This is a genomic window from Planctomycetota bacterium, assembly GCA_035574235.1.
In the GTDB taxonomy this organism is placed as follows: domain Bacteria; phylum Planctomycetota; class MHYJ01; order MHYJ01; family JACPRB01; genus DATLZA01.
This window is the reverse complement of sequence record DATLZA010000107.1, coordinates 1-21,058: the sequence shown is the minus strand read 5'-3', so window position 1 is coordinate 21,058 and position 21,058 is coordinate 1. Positions and strand designations below refer to the sequence as shown.

Annotated in this window: 25 protein-coding genes; 14 read left to right on the top strand and 11 right to left on the bottom strand. The window is 70.5% G+C overall.

Features of this window, described 5'->3' with window-relative positions; all coding sequences use genetic code 11:
* The first annotated feature begins 27 nt into the window (after positions 1–27).
* Positions 28–798: a hypothetical protein gene (locus VNO22_09680; GenBank protein ID HXG61635.1), complete on the top strand. Its 771-nt coding sequence runs from the start codon at positions 28–30 to the stop codon at positions 796–798.
* Here VNO22_09680 and VNO22_09675 read toward each other — a convergent pair.
* Positions 776–2,425: a hypothetical protein gene (locus VNO22_09675; protein HXG61634.1), complete on the bottom strand. Its 1,650-nt coding sequence runs from the start codon at positions 2,423–2,425 to the stop codon at positions 776–778. The two genes, VNO22_09680 and VNO22_09675, sit on opposite strands and share 23 nt — an antisense overlap.
* Positions 2,426–2,472: 47 nt before the next feature.
* Here VNO22_09675 and rfbF point away from each other — a divergent pair, with 47 nt between their 5' ends.
* The 4 genes from rfbF to rfbH are packed head-to-tail and all read left to right on the top strand — an operon-like array spanning position 2,473 to position 6,307.
* Positions 2,473–3,258, top strand: a complete 786-nt coding sequence (gene rfbF, locus VNO22_09670; protein ID HXG61633.1) for a glucose-1-phosphate cytidylyltransferase — start codon at positions 2,473–2,475, stop codon at positions 3,256–3,258.
* Positions 3,255–4,187: a GDP-mannose 4,6-dehydratase gene (locus tag VNO22_09665; protein ID HXG61632.1), complete on the top strand. Its 933-nt coding sequence runs from the start codon at positions 3,255–3,257 to the stop codon at positions 4,185–4,187. The genes rfbF and VNO22_09665 overlap by 4 nt, the downstream gene beginning before the upstream one ends.
* A gap of 1 nt (position 4,188) precedes the next feature.
* Positions 4,189–5,031, top strand: coding sequence for an SDR family oxidoreductase (locus VNO22_09660; GenBank protein ID HXG61631.1), 843 nt, complete (start codon positions 4,189–4,191; stop codon positions 5,029–5,031).
* Positions 5,003–6,307: a lipopolysaccharide biosynthesis protein RfbH gene (gene rfbH, locus VNO22_09655; GenBank protein ID HXG61630.1), complete on the top strand. Its 1,305-nt coding sequence runs from the start codon at positions 5,003–5,005 to the stop codon at positions 6,305–6,307. The genes VNO22_09660 and rfbH overlap by 29 nt, the downstream gene beginning before the upstream one ends.
* A gap of 31 nt (positions 6,308–6,338) precedes the next feature.
* Here the strand turns inward: rfbH and VNO22_09650 are convergent, their stop codons facing one another.
* Genes VNO22_09650 through VNO22_09615 form a run of 8 tightly spaced genes read right to left on the bottom strand, consistent with a single transcriptional unit; the run spans position 6,339 to position 11,436 of the window.
* Positions 6,339–7,307, bottom strand: coding sequence for a glycosyltransferase (locus VNO22_09650; protein HXG61629.1), 969 nt, complete (start codon positions 7,305–7,307; stop codon positions 6,339–6,341).
* Between the two features lie 55 nt (positions 7,308–7,362).
* Positions 7,363–7,716: a hypothetical protein gene (locus VNO22_09645; protein ID HXG61628.1), complete on the bottom strand. Its 354-nt coding sequence runs from the start codon at positions 7,714–7,716 to the stop codon at positions 7,363–7,365.
* Positions 7,713–9,167: a type IV secretion system DNA-binding domain-containing protein gene (locus VNO22_09640; GenBank protein HXG61627.1), complete on the bottom strand. Its 1,455-nt coding sequence runs from the start codon at positions 9,165–9,167 to the stop codon at positions 7,713–7,715. The genes VNO22_09645 and VNO22_09640 overlap by 4 nt, the downstream gene beginning before the upstream one ends.
* The gene (locus VNO22_09635; protein HXG61626.1) at positions 9,164–9,988 is read right to left on the bottom strand and encodes a hypothetical protein; all 825 of its coding nucleotides are present in this window, start codon (positions 9,986–9,988) and stop codon (positions 9,164–9,166) included. The genes VNO22_09640 and VNO22_09635 overlap by 4 nt, the downstream gene beginning before the upstream one ends.
* Positions 9,966–10,445 carry a hypothetical protein gene (locus VNO22_09630; protein HXG61625.1) on the bottom strand — a complete coding sequence of 160 codons (480 nt, stop codon included), beginning with the start codon at positions 10,443–10,445 and terminating at the stop codon, positions 9,966–9,968. The genes VNO22_09635 and VNO22_09630 overlap by 23 nt, the downstream gene beginning before the upstream one ends.
* Positions 10,435–10,941, bottom strand: a complete 507-nt coding sequence (locus tag VNO22_09625; protein ID HXG61624.1) for a TraE/TraK family type IV conjugative transfer system protein — start codon at positions 10,939–10,941, stop codon at positions 10,435–10,437. Before VNO22_09625 ends, VNO22_09630 begins: the two co-directional genes overlap by 11 nt.
* The gene (locus VNO22_09620) at positions 10,938–11,069 is read right to left on the bottom strand and encodes a hypothetical protein (protein HXG61623.1); all 132 of its coding nucleotides are present in this window, start codon (positions 11,067–11,069) and stop codon (positions 10,938–10,940) included. The genes VNO22_09625 and VNO22_09620 overlap by 4 nt, the downstream gene beginning before the upstream one ends.
* 4 nt (positions 11,070–11,073) lie before the next feature.
* The gene (locus tag VNO22_09615) at positions 11,074–11,436 is read right to left on the bottom strand and encodes a type IV conjugative transfer system protein TraL (GenBank protein ID HXG61622.1); all 363 of its coding nucleotides are present in this window, start codon (positions 11,434–11,436) and stop codon (positions 11,074–11,076) included.
* Positions 11,437–11,552: 116 nt separating this feature from the next.
* Between VNO22_09615 and VNO22_09610 the strand changes: the two genes are divergently transcribed.
* The 7 genes from VNO22_09610 to VNO22_09580 are packed head-to-tail and all read left to right on the top strand — an operon-like array spanning position 11,553 to position 18,230.
* Positions 11,553–11,834, top strand: coding sequence for a hypothetical protein (locus VNO22_09610; protein ID HXG61621.1), 282 nt, complete (start codon positions 11,553–11,555; stop codon positions 11,832–11,834).
* Entirely contained in the window at positions 11,831–12,544 is a 714-nt protein-coding gene (locus tag VNO22_09605) for a hypothetical protein (GenBank protein ID HXG61620.1), read from the top strand. Before VNO22_09610 ends, VNO22_09605 begins: the two co-directional genes overlap by 4 nt.
* A complete protein-coding gene (locus VNO22_09600) occupies positions 12,541–13,197 on the top strand; it encodes a hypothetical protein (GenBank protein HXG61619.1) in 657 nt (218 codons plus the stop codon). The genes VNO22_09605 and VNO22_09600 overlap by 4 nt, the downstream gene beginning before the upstream one ends.
* On the top strand, positions 13,194–14,258 hold the full coding sequence (locus tag VNO22_09595; GenBank protein ID HXG61618.1) for a TraB/VirB10 family protein: 1,065 nt from the start codon (positions 13,194–13,196) through the stop codon (positions 14,256–14,258). The genes VNO22_09600 and VNO22_09595 overlap by 4 nt, the downstream gene beginning before the upstream one ends.
* Positions 14,255–14,635: a hypothetical protein gene (locus VNO22_09590; protein ID HXG61617.1), complete on the top strand. Its 381-nt coding sequence runs from the start codon at positions 14,255–14,257 to the stop codon at positions 14,633–14,635. Before VNO22_09595 ends, VNO22_09590 begins: the two co-directional genes overlap by 4 nt.
* Complete coding sequence (locus VNO22_09585; protein ID HXG61616.1) at positions 14,635–16,977, top strand: TraC family protein; 2,343 nt, start codon at positions 14,635–14,637, stop codon at positions 16,975–16,977. The genes VNO22_09590 and VNO22_09585 overlap by 1 nt, the downstream gene beginning before the upstream one ends.
* The gene (locus VNO22_09580) at positions 16,974–18,230 is read left to right on the top strand and encodes a hypothetical protein (protein ID HXG61615.1); all 1,257 of its coding nucleotides are present in this window, start codon (positions 16,974–16,976) and stop codon (positions 18,228–18,230) included. The genes VNO22_09585 and VNO22_09580 overlap by 4 nt, the downstream gene beginning before the upstream one ends.
* Before the next feature lie 118 nt (positions 18,231–18,348).
* Here VNO22_09580 and VNO22_09575 read toward each other — a convergent pair whose 3' ends face one another.
* Together VNO22_09575 and VNO22_09570 are read right to left on the bottom strand one after the other, a co-directional pair.
* The gene (locus VNO22_09575) at positions 18,349–19,206 is read right to left on the bottom strand and encodes a hypothetical protein (protein HXG61614.1); all 858 of its coding nucleotides are present in this window, start codon (positions 19,204–19,206) and stop codon (positions 18,349–18,351) included.
* 45 nt (positions 19,207–19,251) lie between these two features.
* Entirely contained in the window at positions 19,252–19,470 is a 219-nt protein-coding gene (locus tag VNO22_09570) for a hypothetical protein (protein HXG61613.1), read from the bottom strand.
* Between the two features lie 143 nt (positions 19,471–19,613).
* Here VNO22_09570 and VNO22_09565 point away from each other — a divergent pair, with 143 nt between their 5' ends.
* Positions 19,614–20,351, top strand: a complete 738-nt coding sequence (locus tag VNO22_09565; protein ID HXG61612.1) for a sigma-70 family RNA polymerase sigma factor — start codon at positions 19,614–19,616, stop codon at positions 20,349–20,351.
* The coding region (locus tag VNO22_09560) for a serine/threonine-protein kinase (GenBank protein ID HXG61611.1) at positions 20,323–21,058 on the top strand (736 nt) is incomplete at its 3' end. The genes VNO22_09565 and VNO22_09560, both read left to right, overlap by 29 nt.

Genomic DNA, 21,058 nt, shown 5'->3' with positions numbered 1-21,058 from the left:
AAGGGCGAACCGACCGGGGAGGGCTTCATGACGCTGGTGACCGCTCTGGCCGCGCTCCTGGCGAGCGCGGCGTCCGACGAAACCGTAGGGCTCCGCCTGCGCGAATGGTACGCCCACATCGACGGCCACGTTCAGGCCGAAGGCGAGTCCATTCCGAGCACCGACCTTGACCTGGACCGGGACCTGGGCGTGGACAGCCCGGACCTCGCCCACGAGCTTCAGGCCTCCCTGACGCTGCCTCTGCTGGGACGCCTCACGGCCGGCGCCTGGTTTGTGGACTACGAGGGGGACTCCACCGTGACCCGCACGTTCACGTTCGCGGGCCAGACGTTCACGACCGGCACCCGCGTGAAATCCGAGATGGAGCTGGACGTTTACTACCTTTCCTACGAGTTCGTCTTTCCCTCCCTGCCCCTGGGAGACCTTCTGGAGGCGGAACTCGGGATTATCGGCGGGGGACGCCTTCTGCGGGGCGAAGGCTCCGTGGAAAGCGATCTGGGGTCCGGGGAGGACAGCGGGGTGGCCGGGCTCCCCGTGGTCGGGATTCACGCGATGGTCCGCGTGACGCCGTGGCTCCGCGGCGACGCGGAGGTCGTCGGGATGACGTTCTCCTCCGGGGACATGTCGGCCCGATATGTGGAGGCCTACGTGGAGGCGACCGGCCAGATCGGTCCGGTCTTCGCGGGCGTGGGGTACAAGTTCGTGCGGCTCAACTTCTCGGACCGCCGTTCGGAAGAGGAGTTCATGGCGGACGTGGACCTTTTCGGCGTCTACGTCACCGCCGGCCTTCGGTTCTGAGCGCTTCGAGGTACCGGACGACGGCGGGGTCGCGCGCCTTGCGAAGCGCCATCTCGATCTCGTAGGGCTCCAGTCGGGGCGCGCCCTCGAGGGCGGCCGGGTGGCCCAGAAGGAGAAGCGCTTCGTACGCCCCCCGTTCCCGCAGGAATTCCGCGTCCTGGTCGTTCTGGCAATACCCGAGCGCCCGCAGGGCGCGCCGCGCCGAAGGGCTTCCGGGCGCTTCGGCGGCGGCCGCGCGGAGCCGGGCGCGAATGTCCGCCAGGAGGGCCTCCGGGGGGCGCGGCGGGAGCCGCCCGGGAACCTCCGCCACTTCGACGAGAAGCGCGGCGCGGAGCGGCGCCGAGAAGAGAACCGCGGGGCGGTCCGCCGCGTGCTCCTCCACCCGTCCGCGCTGGCCGCCCTCCGCGCTGAGGTACTCCGCCGCCACGAGGCGCGTGCCGGCGCGGCGGGCGCGCGCGTAGAGGACGTAGGTTCCCTCTTCCACTTCGAGCGCCAGTTCCACGGAGCCGTCCTCGGAGGCGTGGAAGTACGTTTCCTCGACCCCCAGAACCCCCGCGGTCTCGCGCTTCGGATGCAGGCCCACGGCGGTCACGGAGAGCCGAAGAGATCGCCCTTCGAGAAGCCGCTTCCAGGCGCGCTCGAGGTCGGGAGCCGGGCGCCACAGGCGGATCGCCGATGTCAGCTCGCCGAGGCGGCGCCAGCGGGGCGGCGCGAGTCGAAGCCCCGTGAGGCGCTCGAGACGGCGCTCCGCGGCCCACGCGGGGGCGCGCCCCGCGGAGAGGGCCGGAAGGTGCCGCTCGGGGGGGAGCTCCGCGTCCCGCGGCGGACCCGGACGCCAGAGGGCGGGGTCCTCCACCGGCCCGCCCGCCACGAGCTCGAGAACCGCGCGCGCCGCTTCGTCTCCGCCGGCGGCGCGCTCCGCCAGCGCGAGCGCCGCGCGGCGGGACCACTCCTCTTCGGGCTCCTCCCGCGCCTGGGTCCACCACGCGCGGGCGGCCTCCAGGCGCGCCTCCGCGCGGACCTCCCGCAGCGCCGGCTCTTGCTCCCCCAGATAAAGCATCGCCGCCGCCGCCACGTCGCACACCCGCGGTCCGCCCAGATCCCGCCGCGTGTCCAGGAGCCGCGCGAACGCCTCCGCCGCGCCGTAGCCCCCGATCCAGATCATGAGCCGCGCCAGCCGCAGGGCGCGCGCCTCGGTGGACGCCTCGCGGGCGAGCGCCTCGGCCAGCGGCCTCAGGGCGGGCCGACCCGTCCGCACAATGTCCCGCTCCAGCTCGTCCCACACGTAGGGCTCCACCACCGCGTTTTCGACGGCGTAGGGGCGCGGCCAGTCGAAGAGCGCCGCGTGGCGGATCCGGAATTCCAGGGGCACCGCGTCGCCCTCGCCCAGGGCGTACAGGACCGCCACGAGCGGAAACCCGCGCGCCGCCCCGAGCGGAAGCGCCGCCTTGAGGAGAGGAAGCGCCTGGGATCCCGCGTGGAGCAGGACCTGAAAGGCCTTCTCGTGGTCCTCCGTGCCGGCCGAGTGCAGCAGGCGGACGAGCTCGGGAAAGGGATCCGGTCGCGGCCAGGGCATGCATCCGGCGGCCCAAAGGAGCGCCCCCGCCGCCATCGCCCGCGTTTTCACTTGATCCCCTTCCGGAAGGCCCCTAATATTGCCATCTCTTCTCCCGAATGGGTAGAAACTCCTCGATTCCGGTCGTCATTCTCTGCGGCGGTCTGGGGACCCGTCTCCGCGAGGAGACCGAATTCAAGCCCAAGCCCCTGGTCGCCATCGGGGACATGCCCATCCTCTGGCACATCATGAAGATCTACGGGCGCTACGGCTTCCGGGAGTTCATTCTGTGTCTGGGATACAAGGGACACCTCATCAAGGAGTTTTTCCTCAACTACCCCTGGATGGCCAACGACGTGACGCTGCACCTGCGGGACCACCGGCAGGTCGTCCACGAGGTGCGTCCCCCGGAAGACTGGCAGATCACTTTCGCCGACACGGGGCTTCACACCCCCACCGGCGGGCGGGTCGCCAAGATCCGCAAGTACATCAAGTCCGACGACTTCTGCGTGACGTACGGCGACGGCCTGGCCAACGTGGACCTCGACCGGCTGGTCGCCTTCCACCGCGCCAAGAAGAAGATCGCCACTTTGACGGCCGTCCATCCCATGAGCCCCTTCGGCGTGATCGAATCGGAGGACGGCCTGGCGCGGTCATTCAAGGAAAAGCCCCGCCTCGAGGGCCTCATCAACGGAGGGTTCTTCGTCTTCAACCGGAAGATTTTCGACTACCTGACGGAGGATTCGGTGCTCGAGGAGGACCCGCTCCGGACGCTGGCGGGCCGCGGGCAGCTGGCGGTCTACGAGCACCGGGATTTCTGGATGTGCATGGACACGTTCAAGGACGTGGAGCGCCTGAACCGCATGTGGGCGGAGGGGCGCCGCCCGTGGGTGGTCTGGGAATGAACGTCCTGGTGACCGGGGCCACGGGGATCGTCGGAAGCTGGCTCGTCCAGGCGCTCGTCGAACGCGGCCGCCGGGTCGTGTGCCTCGTGCGCGACGAAGTTCCCGACTCGAACTTCCATCTTCTCGGCCTGGAGCGCAAAACGGTCACCGTTCGCGGAGCCCTCGAGAGCGCGGAGGATGTCCTTCGCGCCTTCAACGAGTACGAGATCGAGGTCTGCTACCATCTGGGGGCCCAGGCGATCGTGGCGGTGGGGAACCGCCACCCGGTCTCGACCTTCGAGGCCAACATCCGCGGCTCCTGGAACGTGCTCGAGGCGGCCCGGCAGCATAAGCCCCTCCGGCGCCTGGTCTTCGCCTCCAGCGACAAGGCGTACGGGGATCTCGAGACCCTGCCCTACACGGAGGAGATGCCGCTCCGGGGCCGCCATCCGTACGACGCCTCCAAATCCTGCGCGGACCTTCTGGCCCAGTGCTACCTCGCCACCTACGGGCTTCCCATCGCGATCGTGCGCTGCGGCAACATCTACGGCGGCGGCGACCGCAACTACAACCGTATCGTGCCGGGCACCATCCGCTCCGTCCTCGAGGGACGCCGGCCCGTGATCCGGTCGGACGGGACTCCCCTGCGGGACTACCTGTACGTGCAGGACGCCGTCTCCGCGTACCTCGCCCTCGGCGAGTCGGACGAAGTCGGCGCGTTCAACTTCGGGACGGAGACCCCCACGTCGGTTCTGGACGTCGTCCGCCGGATCCTGCGCCTGATGAATTCCAGTCTCGAGCCCGAGATCCGAAACGACGCCGCCCATGAGATCGCGCGGCAGTGGCTTTCGTGCCGCAAGGCGCGGGAGCGGCTCGGGTGGACGCCCCGCTACGATCTGGAGCGCGGGCTGACCGAGACGATCGCCTGGTACCGTCGGCATCTTTCGTGACGTGCGGATTCTCGTTCTGGGCGCCTCGGGGGAAGTCGGCCGGTTGCTGCTTTCCGCGTTTCCGGGCCACGAGGTCCGCGGCGTGCGCCGTCCGGAGATGGATCTTCACGACCCCGCCTCGATCGAACGGGCCGTCGGGGCTTTCGATCCGGACGCGGTGATTCTCGCCGCCGGTCTGGCGGATCCGGACTTCTGCGAGGACCATCCCGGGGACGCCTATGCGGTCAACGTGGACGGCGCCCGGCGCGCCGCCGAGGCGGCTCGGGGCCGTCACTTCACCCACTTTTCGACCGATCATGTCTTCGACGGCAAGGCGGGCCCGTATGCGGAGGACGACCGGCCCGATCCGATCAACGTCTACGGCCGGACGAAGCGGGAATCGGAGCGCATCGTGCGGACGGTGCATCCCAGGAGTCTCGTGGTGCGGACGTCGCTCGTCTTTGCGCCGTCCGGGCGGAGCTTCTTCGCGCGGCTCCTTTCGGCCCGGGCGCCGGTGCCCTGCTGGACGGACCAGTTCGGCACGCCGACCTACGGGCCCAACCTGGCCGAGGCCGTGGCGGAGCTTGTCCTCTCGGGCCGCACGGGCGTCTGGCACGTGGCCGGCACGGACTGGATGGACCGGTACGCGTTCGCCCTGCGGGTGGCGCGGAGATTCGGGCTGGATCCGGGGCTGTTCCGGCCGGTCTCGATCCGGCAGGCGCCGCCGCGCGCGCCGCGGCCGCTGCGGGCGGGGCTGCGCACGGACCGGGCGAGGTCGGAGCTGCGAACGAATTTGCTCTCGGTGGACGAGGCCCTTGAGCTAGCATACCGCTCCTATGGACGCTCTCCGGAAGGAAATTCTTGAGCTCGTGCGGCGCTACGCGCGCGCGGAGGCCCCCGCGCCGTGGCGGCCGGGCGTGGACAAGGTGCCCTACGCGGGACGCGTCGTGGGGGAGGAGGAGCGGGCGCTTCTCGTCGAGGCCGCGCTCGAGTGCTGGCTCACGCTCGGGCCGTTCGGGGACCGGTTCGAAGAGCGCCTCAAAGCCTTCCTGGGGGTGCGGGACGTCATCCTCGTCAACTCGGGATCCTCGGCGAACCTGGTGGCGCTGACGTCGCTGACGTCGGAGATGCTCGAGAATCCCCTGCGTCCCGGGGACGAGGTCATCACGCCCGCGGTGACCTTTCCGACGACGCTCGCGCCGATCGTCCAGAACGGCCTGGTGCCGGTTTTCGTCGATTGCGAGATCGGGACCTACAACGCCGATCTCGACCAGGTCGAGGCGGCCGTGTCGCCCCGGACGCGGGCGGTGGTCCTGCCCCATACGCTCGGGAACGTGTTCGATCTCGATCGCGTGGCGGCGCTCTGCCGGCGCCACGGGATGTACCTCGTGGAGGACTGCTGCGACGCCCTCGGAAGCCGCTGGAACGGGAAGCCCGTGGGGACGTTCGGGGACTACGCCACGGTGAGCTTTTATCCGGCGCATCACATCACGATGGGCGAGGGCGGGGCGGTCGTGACCTCCCGGGCGCTTCACGCGCGCGTGGCGCGGTCCGTCCGGGACTGGGGGCGGGACTGCTGGTGCGCGCCGGGCGTGTCCAACACCTGCAACAAGCGCTTCGACTGGCAACTGGGGGACCTCCCCCGGGGCTACGACCACAAGTACATCTACTCGAACATCGGCTACAACCTCAAACCGACCGACCTTCAGGCGGCGGTGGGGCTGGCGCAGCTCGAGAAGCTGCCGTCCTTCATCGCCCGGCGGCAGGCGAACTTCCGGCGGCTCTACGACGGACTGCGGGACCTTCCGGACCTCATCCTTCCGCGCTGGGACCCGCGGGCGGACGTCTCCTGGTTCGCCTTTCCGGTGACGGTCCGCCCCGGCGCGCCCTTCACCCGGCAGGAGCTCGTGGCGCACCTCGAGTCCCGGAAGATCGAGACCCGGATGATTTTCGCGGGGAACCTCATCCGCCAGCCGGCCTACACGAAGATCCGCCGCCGGGTGGTGGGCGATCTGGCCCGGAGCGACCTCGTGATGACGAACACGTTCTTCGTGGGCGTCTACCCGGGCCTGACGGACGCGATGATCGACTACGTGGTCGACCAATTCCACGCCTTCGCCCGCGGGCGGGCGCGGGGGTAGCCGCCCTCGTTCGTCCGCAGGCGCCCGGCGGTCACCCCGGCGGGCGCGGAACGAGCGACCGGAGGACGGCCCGGAGCCGGCCGTAGGCGGCCTCGGCGGTGTATTCGGCCTCCACCGTCCGGCGGCCCGCCCGGCCCAGCCGTTCGCGCAGGGTCGGGTCGCCGAGCTCCTCGATCCGGGCGCGCCAGTCGCCGGCCAGAAGCCCGTTTTCGCCGTCGCGGATGACCGTCTCCACGGCGCCGCGCCGGGAGGCGACGACGGGCACGCCCGCGGCGAAGTAGTAGAGGATCTTGAAGGGCATCTTCGCGCGGCTCCAGGGATCGTCGGGAAGCGGCGCCAGGGCCACGTCGAAGGAACGCACGTGGTCGGGCTCGGTCGCGTAGTCCCAGCGGACGAATTCCACCTGCACGCCCGGAAGCTCCAGAGGCTCGTCGCTGACGAGCTTGAGGCGGTATCCGCGCAGCGCCGGGGCGATCTCGCGCAGGTTGGGAAGATTGGCCGGGGAGCCCACCCAGCCGAGCGTGAGACGCTCGGCCTTCCACGAGTCCTTCATCCGCCACCGCTCGAGAAGCACCGAGGTGGGCACCACATGGACGCGCGAGGCGCCGTGCTCCCGCGCGAGCGCCTCGGTTCCCGCGTGGTTGACGACGACGGCGTCGGCCAGCCTCAGGATTTCCCGGAAGCGCGCCACCCGCGTGGCGGAGAGCTCCACGCGGTCCCCGCGGCGGCTGTAGATCATGGGGTCGTCGAAGTCGTAGACAAGCGCCCGGGCGCGCCGGCGGAGCATCCGGAACTGCCAGGCGGGCAGGAGACGCTTCTGGTGAATCACCACGTCGAACCCCCGGGCCTTCCGGAAGAGCTTCCACCGGGCGGCGATGCCGGACGGGATGTCGTGGCGCTCCACCTCGATTCCGTCCTTCTGGAAGAAGGGAAGAAGCTGCAGCACGCGGTACTTCGTGCTGGGCGTATCGACGGGATGGCTGAGGATGAGCACGCGCACGGCGCTATGAAACACCGCCGGGGCGGGGGATGCAAGCCGAAGGCGCGTTTCCGCTTCAGAGTCTCCGCGGGAGGTTGCCCAGCCAGAGCGCCGACCCCAGCGCCGCCGCGGCCGCCAGGGCGTCCAGGACGCGCGCCGGCCAGGCGACCGGCGAGAACGCGTACGCCGCCGCCCCTCCGAGCGCGGCCATGAAGAGCGCTTTCCCGACATAAGCCGCCGTCGGCGAGGCGTACGTTCTTCCCAGCCGCACGCGGTCGCGAAGGCACATGCCCCCCGTCACCCCGAGGAGGGCGAGAAGTCCCTCCCGAAGCGCGGATTCCTCCAGCCGCCGGAAGTTCTCCGCCGCGTCTCCGCGTCCGAAAAGCCACCCGGCTCCCACCGCCGCCGCGATCCACGGGATCCAGATCATGACACGAGCGCCGTGCGCCCCCGGTACACCCGGCCCTCCCAGCGCGCGAAGTAGTGGAATCGCGGAAGCTCCACGAGCGCCGCGGGCGGCACAAGCGGCCGGTCCCGCCACTCGAACGATTCCGAGAACCGCGCGCGGAAGTCGTCCACCGTCCGGAACCCCGATCCGAGAAGCGCCGGTTCGTACGCCGCCCCTTCGGATCGGGTGCGAAGAAGCCTCTCGCCCGCCATCCGCGCGAAGACCTCCGCGTCGGGCGCGCTCTGGGCCCGGAACTGGAAGACCGTGTTCGCGTTCCCCAGCGCCTGCAGCGCCCGCGCCCGGCTTCCGAGCGCCGCTTCGAGATCCGCCGCCGTCTGGCCGCAGGCCACGACGCGCAGCCCCGCGCCCCGGCTTTTATTAAGAAGGTTCACGAGCTCCGGCGTCGCCACGTCCCCGAGTTCGTCCACGAAAAGCCACATCGGAGTCCGCCCTTTCGCATAGGCGTACCGGCCCCCCACGTAGGACTGAAGATCCAGAAGCGCCATCTTCGCCACCGCCGAGGCCGTCTCGTATCCGAGGAGGCTCCCAAGCGAGAAATAGACCGCCCAGCGGCCCTCGTCGGCGGCTTCCCACGTGAGCCCGCCGTCCTCGGGCGAAAGCTGATCCGTCGCGAGCTTCGAAAGGACGGGAATCAGCGCGCTGGCCGTCTTGAGGTAATGCTCCCGCGGGCGCGCCGCCAGAGGCCCCACGGGCCGGTCGATCGCCGCGCGCTTGAGATTCCGCAGCGTCATGGGCGTCCGCCCGTGCATTTCGCGCGCCGCGGTGTGGACGATCTCCCAGCCGAAATTCCGGAAGGGAAGCGCGTCCCCGGAGGAGGGCAGGAGCGCCGCGATCCGGTCCGCCACCTCGCGCACGTCCCGATAGCGGCCGATGGGGTTGTACCGCACGCTCCGCCGCGGGTGCGGCAGGGAAAAAAGACGAAAGCGGTCCCCGGCCGCCCGACGGATGCGCGTTTCGAGGCCGTCATCGCCCTTCGGATCGATCACCACCGTCGTCTCGCCGCGCGCCACGGCCTGAAGCGCCAGAAGTTCGAGAAGCCGCGTCTTCCCGGTTCCGGTCGTTCCGAGGATGAGAACGTGCTGTTCGAAGAGGGACGCGGGGAGAACCAGATCCCCCTCCGGACGCGGCGCCGCACGGCCCTGCTCCAGCGCCTCCTGCGCGGCGGCGGAAGTCCATTCGTACCCACGGCCGACGAGAAAACCTTCGGACCGACAGGGGATCTCCCCGAGGAGCAAGGGATCGCTCCCCGCGCGGACTCCTCCCGGCGGTCGAAGGACGAGTCCGGCCAGGAGCGCCGCGCCCGACCAGGCCCCCCAGCGCAGCGGCCCGTCGTCGGCCGTCGCCCCCACCGCGGCCGCATGGGCGCTCAGGAGCGCCGCGTGCGCCCGCGCCCGAGCGTCCCACCACCTCACCGCGGCGGCCTCGGGGGCAGGAAGCGCACGGGCAGGCACCGCCGGCACGCTTCGAAAAGACCCCAATGAACGAAAAGATACGCGCCGGGACGGGAACCGGACCCCCGCTCCAGCGCCGCCAGATCGGGATGCCCGATGGAAACGCACGCCTTGACGGCCGGCGCCGCCATCTGGACGAAGTGCCCCAGCCGCGGCTCGTACGCGTAGGGATAGATCACCACGCGGCCCCAGGGCCGCGCCGCCACCCTCCCAGCCCGGATCGCCTGAAGGTGGGCCGCCAGGACTTCGCTCTGCTGAAGCACGAACCCCGAGCGCGGTACCGCGCAGCCCCAGTTTCCCATGCAGTCGCCCGGCCGCGCGAAAAGAAGGTCCAGGAGCCCCGTCCTCCACCCGAAGGCGTCCAGCTCCGAGACGTAGTTCAGCTGATACCGGCTTCGCGGCGCGGCGATCGGGATTTCGAGATTCTGCACGAGCGGCGGAACGAACGTGAGGACGCGTCCTTCCGCGAACTGCAGGTTCCCTTCCCGATGGCCGGACGATCCGATCCGCCCCGGGAGTCTCGGAAATTCCGCAAGATGGCTCCGGAACGGCTGCCGCACCACCTCGAGAATCCCGCACGGATACGCGTTCTCCACCCAGAGGCACGCGTACCGGTCCCCCCTCCACGGACAGACCAGGATGCCCTTGATCTTCCAGGTCCGAAGAAGGCACGTCACGTCCATCCTCGGAATGAGCGTCGCCGCCGTGAGCGTACCTTCGTACGGCAGGCGGTCCTGAAGCCCCAGAAGCGCCGCCGCGCTAAGGATCTTCCACCAGCTCAAGCTCTTCCTCCGATCGCACCCTCACCCACGTGGGCGTGCACCGGACGCCCAACCGACCCGCAAGCTCCGGGTCCGCCAGCGCGTCCGCCTCCGCGTCCATCAGCCGCCGGCAGGAGGTCGCCACCCGGACGTCGGCCGCCGGAAAACGCCCCTCGGGAGCGAAGGCGAACGTCCGCCCCACGAGCTCCGGGGGCATCCGGACCGCCGCGCGACGCTCGCGCCGTCCCGCGCAGGCCGGCAGGCCCGAATCGAAGGGCGCCGCCGGATCGAGCTTTCCCACGTCGCCGAACGCCTCGGAAAGCTTTCGGGTCACTTCCTCCTGCGCCCGGGCCACCGCCGCGAGCGACACGGGACGGGTCGCTCCGGTTGTCCCGTGACGGCATACGGACTCTCCGCGCGCGGCCGCCACCGCCGCCGCGGCGGCGAGAATCGAGGGAACGAAGCGTCTAAAGCTCATGGATCTCCTGCGCCACGACGCCGAGTCCGAACGGATTCGCGTCCGTCGGCGGTTGCGGTTCGAGCGTCACTTCGTAGCGCACGCGCGCTTCGCGCGAAAGCCGGTCGGAGATGAACGTCCGCCGGATCGCTTCGACCGTGACGCGCGATCCCTCCGCCTGCACCCGCAGCGGCAGGACCTGGGACGACATGCGCCCCTCGAGCGCCACCTGGCGGCGCTTTTCGAGCGCTTCGGCGGCGCCGCTCCAGGAGCGGGCGGCGATCATCTTCCGGAGGGTGCGCGTCGTCTCCTCGATCGTGGCCGGCGTGTAGTTGTCGAAGTGAAGGACATACCGGAGAGCGAATTCCCGGAGCGCTTCCTGGGGAACGACGCCGGGGAACAGCGTCGCCTCGGCGCGCGCCGACGGGACGATCCGGACCGGGCGGGGGGCGAGCGCCCGCGCCGTCAGTCCGGCCGCCAGAAGAAGGTTGGAAACGAGAAGCGTTCCGACGATCACGGGAGGCCGTAGAAGACCGGCGGCGGCGCCGAGCCCAAAGCGGCCCAGAGCGCGGCCAACGCCAGCGCCTGCGCCGCCAGAGCGGCCGCCAGAATCGCCGCGGGCCACCGGCGCTTCCATCGGTCCACCTCCTCACGGATCCAGCAGGGGACGGTCGAACCAGTACTCTCGGGCGGCGGCATCGTCGGCTCCCGGAAAAGGATCGAGCGCGCGGACCCGGCGCGGCACCAGATGGGGAGCGCGCAGGAATCCCGGCATCCGGCCGAGCAGGCCGGATCGATAGAGAAGCTCATAGAGATGCCCGGGGGGTTTTCCCGCCTTGATCCGGGCAAGACCCACCCAGAGGACCGCCCCGGCCAGAACCGCCGGCACGCCGTCCCACAGGAAGAGGATCGCTCCCGCGCCGAGCCCCACGGCCACGAACTCGTCCGGTTCCAGGCCGAAAAGGACGATCGGCCGGTCGAGCGTCCGCGGGCACGGCTTTCGGAAACTCATGCGGCCTCCACGGGGCAGGTGCGCGGACCGCCTTCCGGCTCGACGCGGATTTTCGGGCGTCGAGTCGGCGCGTCCGCGGCGCACAGCCGGAACGGACGGCTCGAGAGGAGGACCTCATGAAGCTCGCGCTCTGGACCGCCGCGGCGCTGCTCGGCGCGGCGGGAACCGCCGCCGCGGACGACCTGGCGAACACGTCCGGCGGCGTTTTCGGCTCCATTCTCAAGGTGATCGTGAAGTGGATCTTTCCGGTCTGCGCCGCGTACTGTTTCCTGCACGGCGTCATCGGGAAGGGGGTCAAGCGCGGCGAGTGGGACATGGCGGCCATCTGCACGCTGGCGGCCGTGGCGCTGGCCCTTTTCCCGAAGCTCCTGACGTCCCTCTTCCAGGTGCCGCTGTGAACGGCCGGGCGTGGAAGGCGCTCGTGGCCGTCCTGGCGGTCCAGGCGCTCGTGGCCGGCGCGGCGGCCACGCTCGAATGGACCTACCCGTGCGGCGCCTGCCGGGCCGGCGGATTCTCGCTGGGACTGGTCGGGTTCGCCTTCTACACGGGGCTTTTCCTCGCCGCCGTCTTCGCGGGGCCCACGCGCTTCCTCTTCGCCGCGCTTCTTTTCGGATTCGGCGTGCATGTGCTCCTTGTGGCTCAGCTGGTCTCCGCCGGCCTGACCTGCTGGATCTGCTTTTCGGCGGCGGGACTTTCGGCGGCCCTGGCGGCGCTCTCGGTGGCCTGCGATCGGGAGAATCTCGCGCGCCTGGCGCTCCTTCTGCCCTGGTCCGTGCTGGCCGTTCTCGCCTGGGGCGGCGCGCCGCGCGCGGCGCTCTCGTCCAGCCCCGCCGGATCCGCGCCCGCCGCAACCACGCGCCTGACCGTCTTCACGCAGCCGGACTGCCGCTACTGCGATCAGCTGGAACGCGAAGTGCTTCCCGTGCTCCGGAAGGAATTCGGAGACCGCTTGGAGATCGTCCTGCGGCCCGCGCGGGATCTTCCGGCCGTCCGCCGCACGCCGACCCTCATCGTGGCCCCGGCGCGCCAAGACCGGACGGGACGCGTGATCGAGGGATTGCCGACGCTGGAGACCCTGCGGGCGGCGATCCGGGAGGCGGGATCGTGATCGCCCTGGCGCTTCTCGCGCTCTTGCAGGAGGCCCGCGAGGTCGCGGCTTCCGGGGGCGCGGTCGAGATTCGCGTGCCCGTGTCGGCGGAGGGGCGCCATCCGGCGACCGTGGTGAGCTTTCCGGAAGAAGCGCTCGAGGCCCTCGTGGCCGGCTGGAACGAAGGGGACCTCTCGATCGAGCGGCGGCGCGAGAACCTGTTCCTGAAGCTCCTGCGGCCGGTCGAGGGGGATCTGCACGTTCTGGGCGCGTCGGGCGCGCTCTATCGCCTGGCCGTGCGGCCGGCGGCGGGGTCGTACGACGGCCACGTGCGGATCGTGCGCCCCGCTCCCCGGGGGAGTCGCGGCGTTCCGGAGCCGGTCGAGCTTCTGCGGACCATGCGCCTGGGAAGGCGTCCGGTCGAGGGCGCGGTGTGGAAGGCGGACGCGCCCCTCGAGGGGCCGCCGGAGCTTTCTCTTCGGCTCGCCTGGGTGTACGACACGGCGTCCTTCCGAGGATACGTGCTCCGGGCGCGGAATGTGGCGGGAGGAACGCGGCGGCTCGATCCCTCGCGGTTCGCAGGGCGCGATCTCGTTCTGGCGGGGGCTCGCGAGATGGTGCTCGGGCCCGGGAAGGAGACGCTCCTCTACTTCGTCTTCTGGAAGGCGCCGTGAAGCGAAGGCTTCTCTGGGGCGGGGCGGGAGTGGTTCTTCTCGGGGCGGCTGCGGTCCTCGCCTCTCCGCGGGGCGGGTCGCCGGCTCCGGTCGCGAAGGCGGATTCCCGCGCGGGATCGTTCGATCTGGGCCTTCCCACCGCCCAGGAAGTGCGCAACATGCTGGCCGTGTACGGCGAGCGCGTGGAAGCCGCCGAACGGGAGATCGCGGCGATTCGGGGGCAGCTCGAGGAGACCCGCAAGCGCCTCGAGGAGAGCGGCCGGCAGCAGGCGTCGAGCCTCGAAAAACTTCTGCGGGAGCTTCGGCCCGAAGCGCCGCCGTCCGAGCCGCCGGCGCCGCCGCCCCCGCGGTTCCGGACGTTCGAGTTCGAGAAGGTCCCCGGACGGTCGGTGCATGTCCCCGCGGGAAGCTTCGGAGAAGCGACGCTTCTGACCGGCGTCTTCGCCCCCACGACGGGCGAGGCGCTGCCGGTGCTTCTCCGGCTCGACGCCGCGCTCGTCGGGCCGCAGCGTTCGCGGGTGCCGCTGGCGGGGGCGTTCCTGGTGGGCAAGGCCCAGGGGGACGCCAATTCCCGCCGCGCCGTGGTGCAGCTTGAAACGCTGAGCGCGGTGCGGCCGGACGGCAAACCCTCCGAGGCGCGCGTGAACGGCTGGGTGGTGGACGAGGACGGCATCCAGGGACTGCGGGGACACTACGTATGGCGCACCGAGGAGATTCTGACGCTTTCGGCTCTGACGGGAGGTCTCTCCGGGGGCGCGGAAGCGGCGGCGCAGCGGGAGACGACGCTTCAGGCCACGCCTCTCGGAGGCTTTCAGGGAGCGGTGACGGGAGACCCCGTGCGCTTCGCGGGGGCCCGGGCGGTCTCGAGCGCGTTCGGACGTCTGAGCGAGGCGGTTTCGCGGAGGCTCGAGGAGATCGTTCCGGCGATCTACGTGCCGAACGCCCGGCGGGTGACGGTGGCGTTCATCGGCGGGGCGACGCTCGAGGGCTATCCGCCGCCCGAGGGAGGAGGGCCGTCGCCCTTCGAGGGGCTGGATCGCCGGGAGGGAGGAGCGCGATGAAAGGGCTTCCGGTCGGGCTTCTTCTTTTGGGGGCGGGATGCGGGCTGGCGGCGCCGTCGGGGCGGTCCGTGGCGGAGGCCTACGGATCGGGGCACGAGCTCCGGGTGTTCGACGCGCCTTCGCCTCTCAGGCGGGAGGCCCGGATCCCCGTCCTGGCCGCCCCGGAGGTTTTCGCGGCGTACGTTCCTTCCCACGCGGACCGGGATCTCCTGATCGGGGAGCACTGGATTTTCTTCCGGCTGCGGGAGGCGGAGTGGTTCACCGAGCGCGGGATGGATCCCGAGCCGCCCGCGGACGGCGAGGCGCCGGCGGAGGCGCTCCGGCCGCTCCGGGGACTGGAGTGGGATCGGGTGGTCGTTCCCCATCGGAGCCCGTGATGTTTCCCGAGCTTCTGCCTTATCACTCGTACGATCCGGACGGCTCCGTCTTCGTCCAGCGCGACGGGTCGCTGGGCCTGGCCTGGCGCGTGGAGCCGCCCGAAGGCGAGGTGGCTTCCGAGACGGCGCTCGGGCAGGTGGCGCGGCGGGTGGAGGCGCTTCTGGCGCTTTTCCCCGAGGGCGCGGCGGCGCAGTTCCTGCTGGTGAGCGCGCGGGCTCCGGATCTGAGCCGGTGGATGGCGGCGACCACCGGGGACGGGCTTCTGCGGGACCTGGCGGAGGCCCGCGCGCGGGCGACGCGGTCGTTCGAGATCCGGCACGAGGGGACGCTCTTTGCGGCTCGGACGCTCAGGCTTTTCGTGACGCTGCGGACGTTTCCGGCCTGGCGGGCGCCGGGACTGGCGGACGGGCTTCGGTACACGCTGCGGGGCGAGCGGACGATCGAGGCGCGCTTCCACGGGGCCTACGCGCGGGAGAAGGGAGCGCTTCTGGAGCGGGGCGAGGCGCTCGAGAATCTGCTGACGCAGATGGGCGCGGGCTTCTCGCGCCTGGATCTCGGGGCGTTCCGGGCGCTCGTCTACGGGATTCTCAATCCCGGGAGGGAGGCGCCCGCGCCGCCGGAGGACGGGGCGTCCCTTCTGCGCGAGGGCCTGGCGTTCACCCCTGCGGAGATCGAGGAGGCGTCGCTTCGGCTGGGAGGCCGGACGCTTTCGGTGCTGACGGCGCGGGAGGCTCCGCGGGAAACCTGGGCGGGAATGCTGCCTCTGGACGCGGCGCTGGAGGGGATTTTCGCGTTCAACGTCGAGGTCTGCCGGGTCGAGGAGGTGCGGCGGTTCCTGGCGGCCAAGAAGCGCCTGGCCTTCTGCCAGCTGTCCGGAGGGGACGACAAGGCGGACGTGGCCGCGATGAAGGAGGAGGTGGACCGGGTCCAGGCGGAGATTTTCACGGAAGGGGCGCGGGTGTATGCGGCGCGGCTGCATCTTCTGACGTGGGACGGCGCGGACGGAGCGGTGAACGCCTTTTCACGGGTGGGCGTCGAGATGGTGCGGGAGGCGTCCCTGGCGGGCACGCTTTTCCTTCAGGCGCTTCCCCTGGCGTACGATCCGGCCAACGACCGGGCGCTCCGCCGGGGCCGGCGTCTCCTGGGGCTGAATCTCGCCCACCTGCTGCCGTTCTACGGGGCGCTCAAGGGGACGCCCACGCCGGATCTCCTGCTCGTCAACCGCCGAGGGGAGCCGGTGACGTTTTCGTTTTTCGACTCCACGGTGGCGCCGCACGGGATCGTGGCGGGCGTGTCGGGTTCGGGCAAGAGCGTCTTCGCCAACCATCTCATCCTCTCGGCGGCGCGCCGCGGGGCGCGGGTGTTCGTCCTGGACCGCGGCAACAGCTATCGGAAGCTCTGTTCGATCCTCGGGGGGACGTATGTGGCGTTCGATCCCCGGGCGCCGCGGAGCATCAATCCCTGCGGGACGGCCTTGGACGAGGAGAAGAAGCTCTTTCTCACCGATATCGTCGCCGAGATGTGCGCGCAGGGGCAGCGGGAGCTTACCGTGAAGGAGCGGAGCCTCGTCGCGCGCGCGATCGTGCGGGCCTTCGAGGGGGCGGGAGGCCGCGAGGTGCGGATCGGGGACGTGCGGCGCGCGCTTTCCGAGGATGCGGAAGCGGCGGCGCGGGACCTGGCGATTTGCCTGGAGATGTTCACGGGGGAGGGGGCGTACGCGGGCTTCTTCGACCGGCCCGCGGCGCCGGACGAGGGGGGGCTCTTGACCGTCTACGAGCTGGGGGATGTGGCCAAGCGCAAGGACGTGGCGAGCGTCCTTCTCATGGCGCTCATCCACCGGATCACGGAGTACGCCCGGACGCATCTGGAGGTGCAGAAGTATCTCATCGTGGACGAAGCCTGGACGCTGCTGAAGAGCGCGACGACGGCGCAGTTCTTGGAGGACGTGCTGCGGACGTACCGGAAGCTGAACGCGGCGGCGATCATGGTGACGCAGCAGGTGACGGACTTCGAGGGGCGGACGGGGGAGGCGATCCGGGCGAACGCGCCGAACCGGGTGTTTCTCCAGCAGACGCCGGAGACGGTGCTGGCGATGGAGAAGCTGCTGGATCTTTCGCCGGAGGAGAAGGCGCTTCTCGGGCGGATCCGCACGGTGAAGGGGAAGTTCAGTGAAATGCTTCTTCAGTCCACGGAGACGCGGGGGGTGGCCCGGCTGGTGCCGGACCCGATGGGATACTGGGTTTCGACCACGGACCCGAAGGACAATCTGCGGCTGGAGGCGGCGGTGCGGGAGAAGGGCGGAGACCTGCGCGCGGCGCTCCGGGAGCTGGCGGGGGCGTGAGCACGGTCGACACCGTTTTCGAGTACGCCGGCTACTCGCTGGCCGGGCGCCTGATGGAGCTTTTCTCCGCGGCGGGGGTGCCGCTGCTTCTCGGACTGGGAGGAGTGGCCGCGTCGGTATGGCGGATGGCGGAGCGGGGCGGCGTATCCGGTCTGGGGGTGCATGTTCTCTATCTTTTCCTGGCGTGGTGGCTTCTTTCGCCGGCCCCGATGCAGGAAATGAAAGTCCCGCGGTTCGTGGGATATCTGGGGCAGGCGGCGGATGTTCTCCAGAAGCGCGCGGTGAAGGCGATCAACGAGGACTTTCTGACGGCTCCTTTCGAATGGGAGCGGGTGTCGGCGATGGCGGCCTGGGCGAGGATCGTGGATCCGGGGCTCGGGAACGACGCGGCGGAATTCCTCGAGGCCTGCGCGAAGCCGGCGCTGGCGGTCGCGGAGCCTCGGGGGGCGAATCTTTTCCGGGAGGGCGCGCTTCCCTACACGGAGCCCTGCGAGCGCGCGCGGGCGGAGCTGTGGAAGCGGATCCGGGAACACGTGGACGGGGACCCGATTCATCGCGCGACGCTCGAGGCGGTTCGGCGGCGCGAGCCGGAGCGCCTGCGGGAGTTTCGCGAGCGGTACCTCGAGGAGGTCGCGCGGCGGGCGGTGGACGATCCGGGGAGTCCGACGCACGAGATGCGCCTGGCGGCGGAGGCGCTGGGGAGCTATTCGTGGACGGCGGAAGGGCAGTCGGTGGGGGAGGGGGCGCCCGGCTTTCTCGAAAAGGCGGTGAATTTCGTCGTCTCGGGGGTGGCGGCGCTCTCGCAGGACGTGACGGACCGGTTCTCGGCCAAGCAGAAGTATTACATCGCGGTCTCCTACGGACCGGCGATCTACGGGCTGTCGCTGATGCTGTGGGCGGGGCTTTTTCCGGTGGCGGGGCTCTGGGCGCTTCTGCCGGGCCGGTGGGGGACGCTGGTGAGTTACGGGAAGGTGTTCGTCTCGATGAAGCTCTGGCCGGTGGGCTGGTCGGCGCTGACGGCCTTCACGTCGCGGCGGTCGTCGCTGGAGGCGTTCGAGCCGGGCGGGTGGGGAATCGAGAATCTTTTCCTGGGGGTGTCGGCGATGTATTTCCTGGTGCCGGCGCTTTCGTTTGTCGTCGTGAATTTGGCGGTGCGGGCGGCGGCGCTGCCGTTCGGGGAGGGAACGCCGGTTCCCGCGGGACCGGGGCTGGGGCCGGCGGCGGCCGTGGTTCGGGCGGCGGTGAAAAAATAAGGGCATGGAGGTCCCCCCCGCGGAAGCATCGGCGCGGGAAGATCGACGGCCGCGCCCTTCCTTCGCCGGCGCGGGACACGGATCCGGACCGAGGCGCCGGCTCCTTTCGACGCCCTCTCTAGCGGAGGTACTCCGGCAACCACGCCTTGGCGCCCTGCGGCATCACGCGATCCGCTTCGTCCTGACCGGAGGCCAGCCGGAAGGCGATCCCCAGAGTGAAGCGGTCTTTGGGCGCGGCCGCCTCGGTGCATCCGCTGTGGCCCCAGGCCGCGCCGCGCGCCACAAGGTCGAAACGCGTCACGCGCCCTTCCGCCGTTTCGATCCGGCCGCGCAGATCCGCGCGGTAACCGAGCCGGCCGTCGGGCGTTTCGAGATGAACCCGGCCGGTCAGGACGCCGTCCCGAAGGAAAAACTCGGCCGCCCGGACCGCTTCGGCCGGCCAGGGCGCAGGCTCTCCGCGGGTGTTGTCGAAGAGATGATATCGCGCGATCCGCCGCCCGAGCGTGGCCGGAAACTCCCCGCGGGCCAGCGCCTCGTGCTCGTCCTTGCGCACCCAGAGGACGTCGCGGCCGAGCGACTCCTGAAACGCCCGCGTGACGGCGTCGTCCGCGGGCTCGTAGCCTTCGAGGACTTTGGAGGTCACCGTCACCACGAGCCCTCCCGCCGGGGGCCTGAAATTGAAGTCCGGGTCGGGTCTCGGATTCTCCAGAAGCGGCGCTTCGGCGGGAACGAACGCGTCGAGGCCGCGCCGCAGCATCTCCTTGACCCGCTCGGGCGACCGGTGGTTGGTCCACGCGAGGAGCTTTCCGGACGCGTCGCAGAGGTAAAGCCCCTGGGTGGTCTGGTTGAAGTCCTTGAAGTAAGGCGCCTGGGCGGCCACCTTGCGGTAGAAGTCCCCCTCCGCGTCCTTCTGGCGGCGGTGATACCACTGATCGATCGCCACGGCGACGCACTTCTCCCGCACGAGCGAGATCACCTCGGGATCGCTGAAGGTCGACGCACGGTCGAGGATGACGTTGTTTCAGCCGCAACCGAGCGGGTTTCCGTCCATCGACCAGAGGAAGAGCGGCTTCTTCCTTCGGGCCGCCTCGTTCTGCGCTTCGACCAGGGAAACCTTCCAGGGAATCGAGCGCCACGCCTCCTGGGAGGGCGGGCGGAGCGCCTCATGGAGTTTGCGGAAATCGTCCTCGCCGAGACCGTCCCCGCCCCCCAGAACCGCCCAGAGAAGAAGCAGCTTCATGAACACCCCCTGCACACCGGGACCTCGCTTCTCCCCGCTCCGATCTCCTATAGCCCGTTTCCGGGCGGATCTTCCCGAAAAAATGGGGCCTCCGCCGGGGTAGAATCTCAGAGCCGGACCGGCCGCGCGTAAAGTAGGAGGCCATGCACTTCCTCGACACGAGCCTCGGAGGCGCGGGGCGCGAGTTCCCCCGGACCACGATCGGATTTCTCGGCGCCCTCCGGAGCCCTGAAGCCGCGGACTACGCCCGGGCGCTCGAGGACCTCGCGCGCCGCTACTGGAAACCCGTGTACGCCTACGTCCGCCTCGTCCGCGCCCGCTCCAACGAGGATGCCAAGGACCTCACGCAGGCCTTTTTCGCCTGGCTTCTCGAGAGCGAGGCGCTCCGCCGGTACGATCCGGCGCGCGGCGGATTCCGCGCCTTTCTCAAGACGCTCCTGCGCCATTTCGTCAGCCGCGAGGAACGCGACGTGGCGCGCCTCAAGCGGGGCGGCGGCGTGAAGATCCTCTCCCTGGACGAGGTCCGGGGAGCTCTTCCGGAACCCGGCGCGGGACCTGAAGCGGATCCCGAGCGGGCGTTCGAGCGCGTCTGGTTCGAGGAGCTCGTTCGCGCGGCGCTCGCCCGCGTCCGGCGGCGCTGGGAGGAATCGGGGCGCGGCCTGCGCTTCCGCGCCTATGAGGAGTTCGCGCTCGTTCCCGAGGCGCGGCGGCCGTCGTACGCCGAGCTGGCCGCTCGCCTGGGGCTCGGCGTGGGCGAGGTGGAAAAAGCCCTCTACGCGGTGCGCGAAGACCTCCGCCGGGAGCTGCGCGCCGCCCTGGCCGAAACGGCCGGAGACGACCGGGACCTCGAACATGAGTGGAGAAACCTCCTCGGGCTCTGAAGGTCTGGCGGATCTCCTGCGGACGGACCTGGCGCGGCACGAACGGGCGCGGCCCGCGCGCGCGCTCCCCGTGCCTCCGCGGTACGAGATCCTGGAGCTTCTGGGACACGGGGCGACCTCGGCGGTCTACCGGGCCCGTGACCGGGAACTGCGCCGGGAGGTCGCCGTCAAGGTCCTCAAGGACGTCCTGCTCGGACACGAGGCGGCCCGCGAGCGCTTCAGCCGGGAAGCGCAGGCTCTGGCCCGCATGGACCATCCCCACGTCCTGCGCGTCTACGACGCGGGCGGCGGCGAGGAGGGGGCGTGGCTCATCCTCGAGCTCGTGGAGGGCCGGCCGCTCTCCGAGCTCCTCGAGCGCGAGGAGCCCGGCTCCCGGAAGGCGCTGGAGCTTCTCGAAAAGGCCGCGCGGGGCGTCGCGCACGCCCATGAGCGCGGCATCGTCCATCGCGACCTCAAGCCGCAGAACGTTCTCGTGACCGCCTCGGGCGAGCCCAAGGTCGGCGACTTCGGGCTGGCCCACCTGGCCGAAGGAGCCGGGACGCTCACCCGCACGGGGACCGCCGTCGGGACGCCGCTCTACATGGCGCCCGAGCAGGTGGAAGGCCGGACGGAGGCGTTCTCGCCGCGCACGGACGTCTACGCCCTGGGAGTGATGCTCTACCAGATCCTGACGGGCCGGGTTCCCCATGAGGGGCGCGCGCCCGCCG

What these genes read in the sequence shown, in the direction of transcription:
- rfbF (HXG61633.1), top strand. Translation starts at nt 2,473, where the DNA reads ATGGGTAGAAACTCCTCGATTCCGGTCGTCATTCTCTGCGGCGGTCTG.
- VNO22_09585 (HXG61616.1), top strand. Translation starts at nt 14,635, where the DNA reads ATGTTTCCCGAGCTTCTGCCTTATCACTCGTACGATCCGGACGGCTCC.
- VNO22_09630 (HXG61625.1), bottom strand. Translation starts at nt 10,445, where the DNA reads ATGAGCTTTAGACGCTTCGTTCCCTCGATTCTCGCCGCCGCGGCGGCG.
- VNO22_09615 (HXG61622.1), bottom strand. Translation starts at nt 11,436, where the DNA reads ATGAGTTTCCGAAAGCCGTGCCCGCGGACGCTCGACCGGCCGATCGTC.
- rfbH (HXG61630.1), top strand. Translation starts at nt 5,003, where the DNA reads ATGGACGCTCTCCGGAAGGAAATTCTTGAGCTCGTGCGGCGCTACGCG.
- VNO22_09570 (HXG61613.1), bottom strand. Translation starts at nt 19,470, where the DNA reads ATGAAGCTGCTTCTTCTCTGGGCGGTTCTGGGGGGCGGGGACGGTCTC.
- VNO22_09565 (HXG61612.1), top strand. Translation starts at nt 19,614, where the DNA reads ATGCACTTCCTCGACACGAGCCTCGGAGGCGCGGGGCGCGAGTTCCCC.
- VNO22_09680 (HXG61635.1), top strand. Translation starts at nt 28, where the DNA reads ATGACGCTGGTGACCGCTCTGGCCGCGCTCCTGGCGAGCGCGGCGTCC.
- VNO22_09665 (HXG61632.1), top strand. Translation starts at nt 3,255, where the DNA reads ATGAACGTCCTGGTGACCGGGGCCACGGGGATCGTCGGAAGCTGGCTC.
- VNO22_09610 (HXG61621.1), top strand. Translation starts at nt 11,553, where the DNA reads ATGAAGCTCGCGCTCTGGACCGCCGCGGCGCTGCTCGGCGCGGCGGGA.
- VNO22_09590 (HXG61617.1), top strand. Translation starts at nt 14,255, where the DNA reads ATGAAAGGGCTTCCGGTCGGGCTTCTTCTTTTGGGGGCGGGATGCGGG.
- VNO22_09645 (HXG61628.1), bottom strand. Translation starts at nt 7,716, where the DNA reads ATGATCTGGATCCCGTGGATCGCGGCGGCGGTGGGAGCCGGGTGGCTT.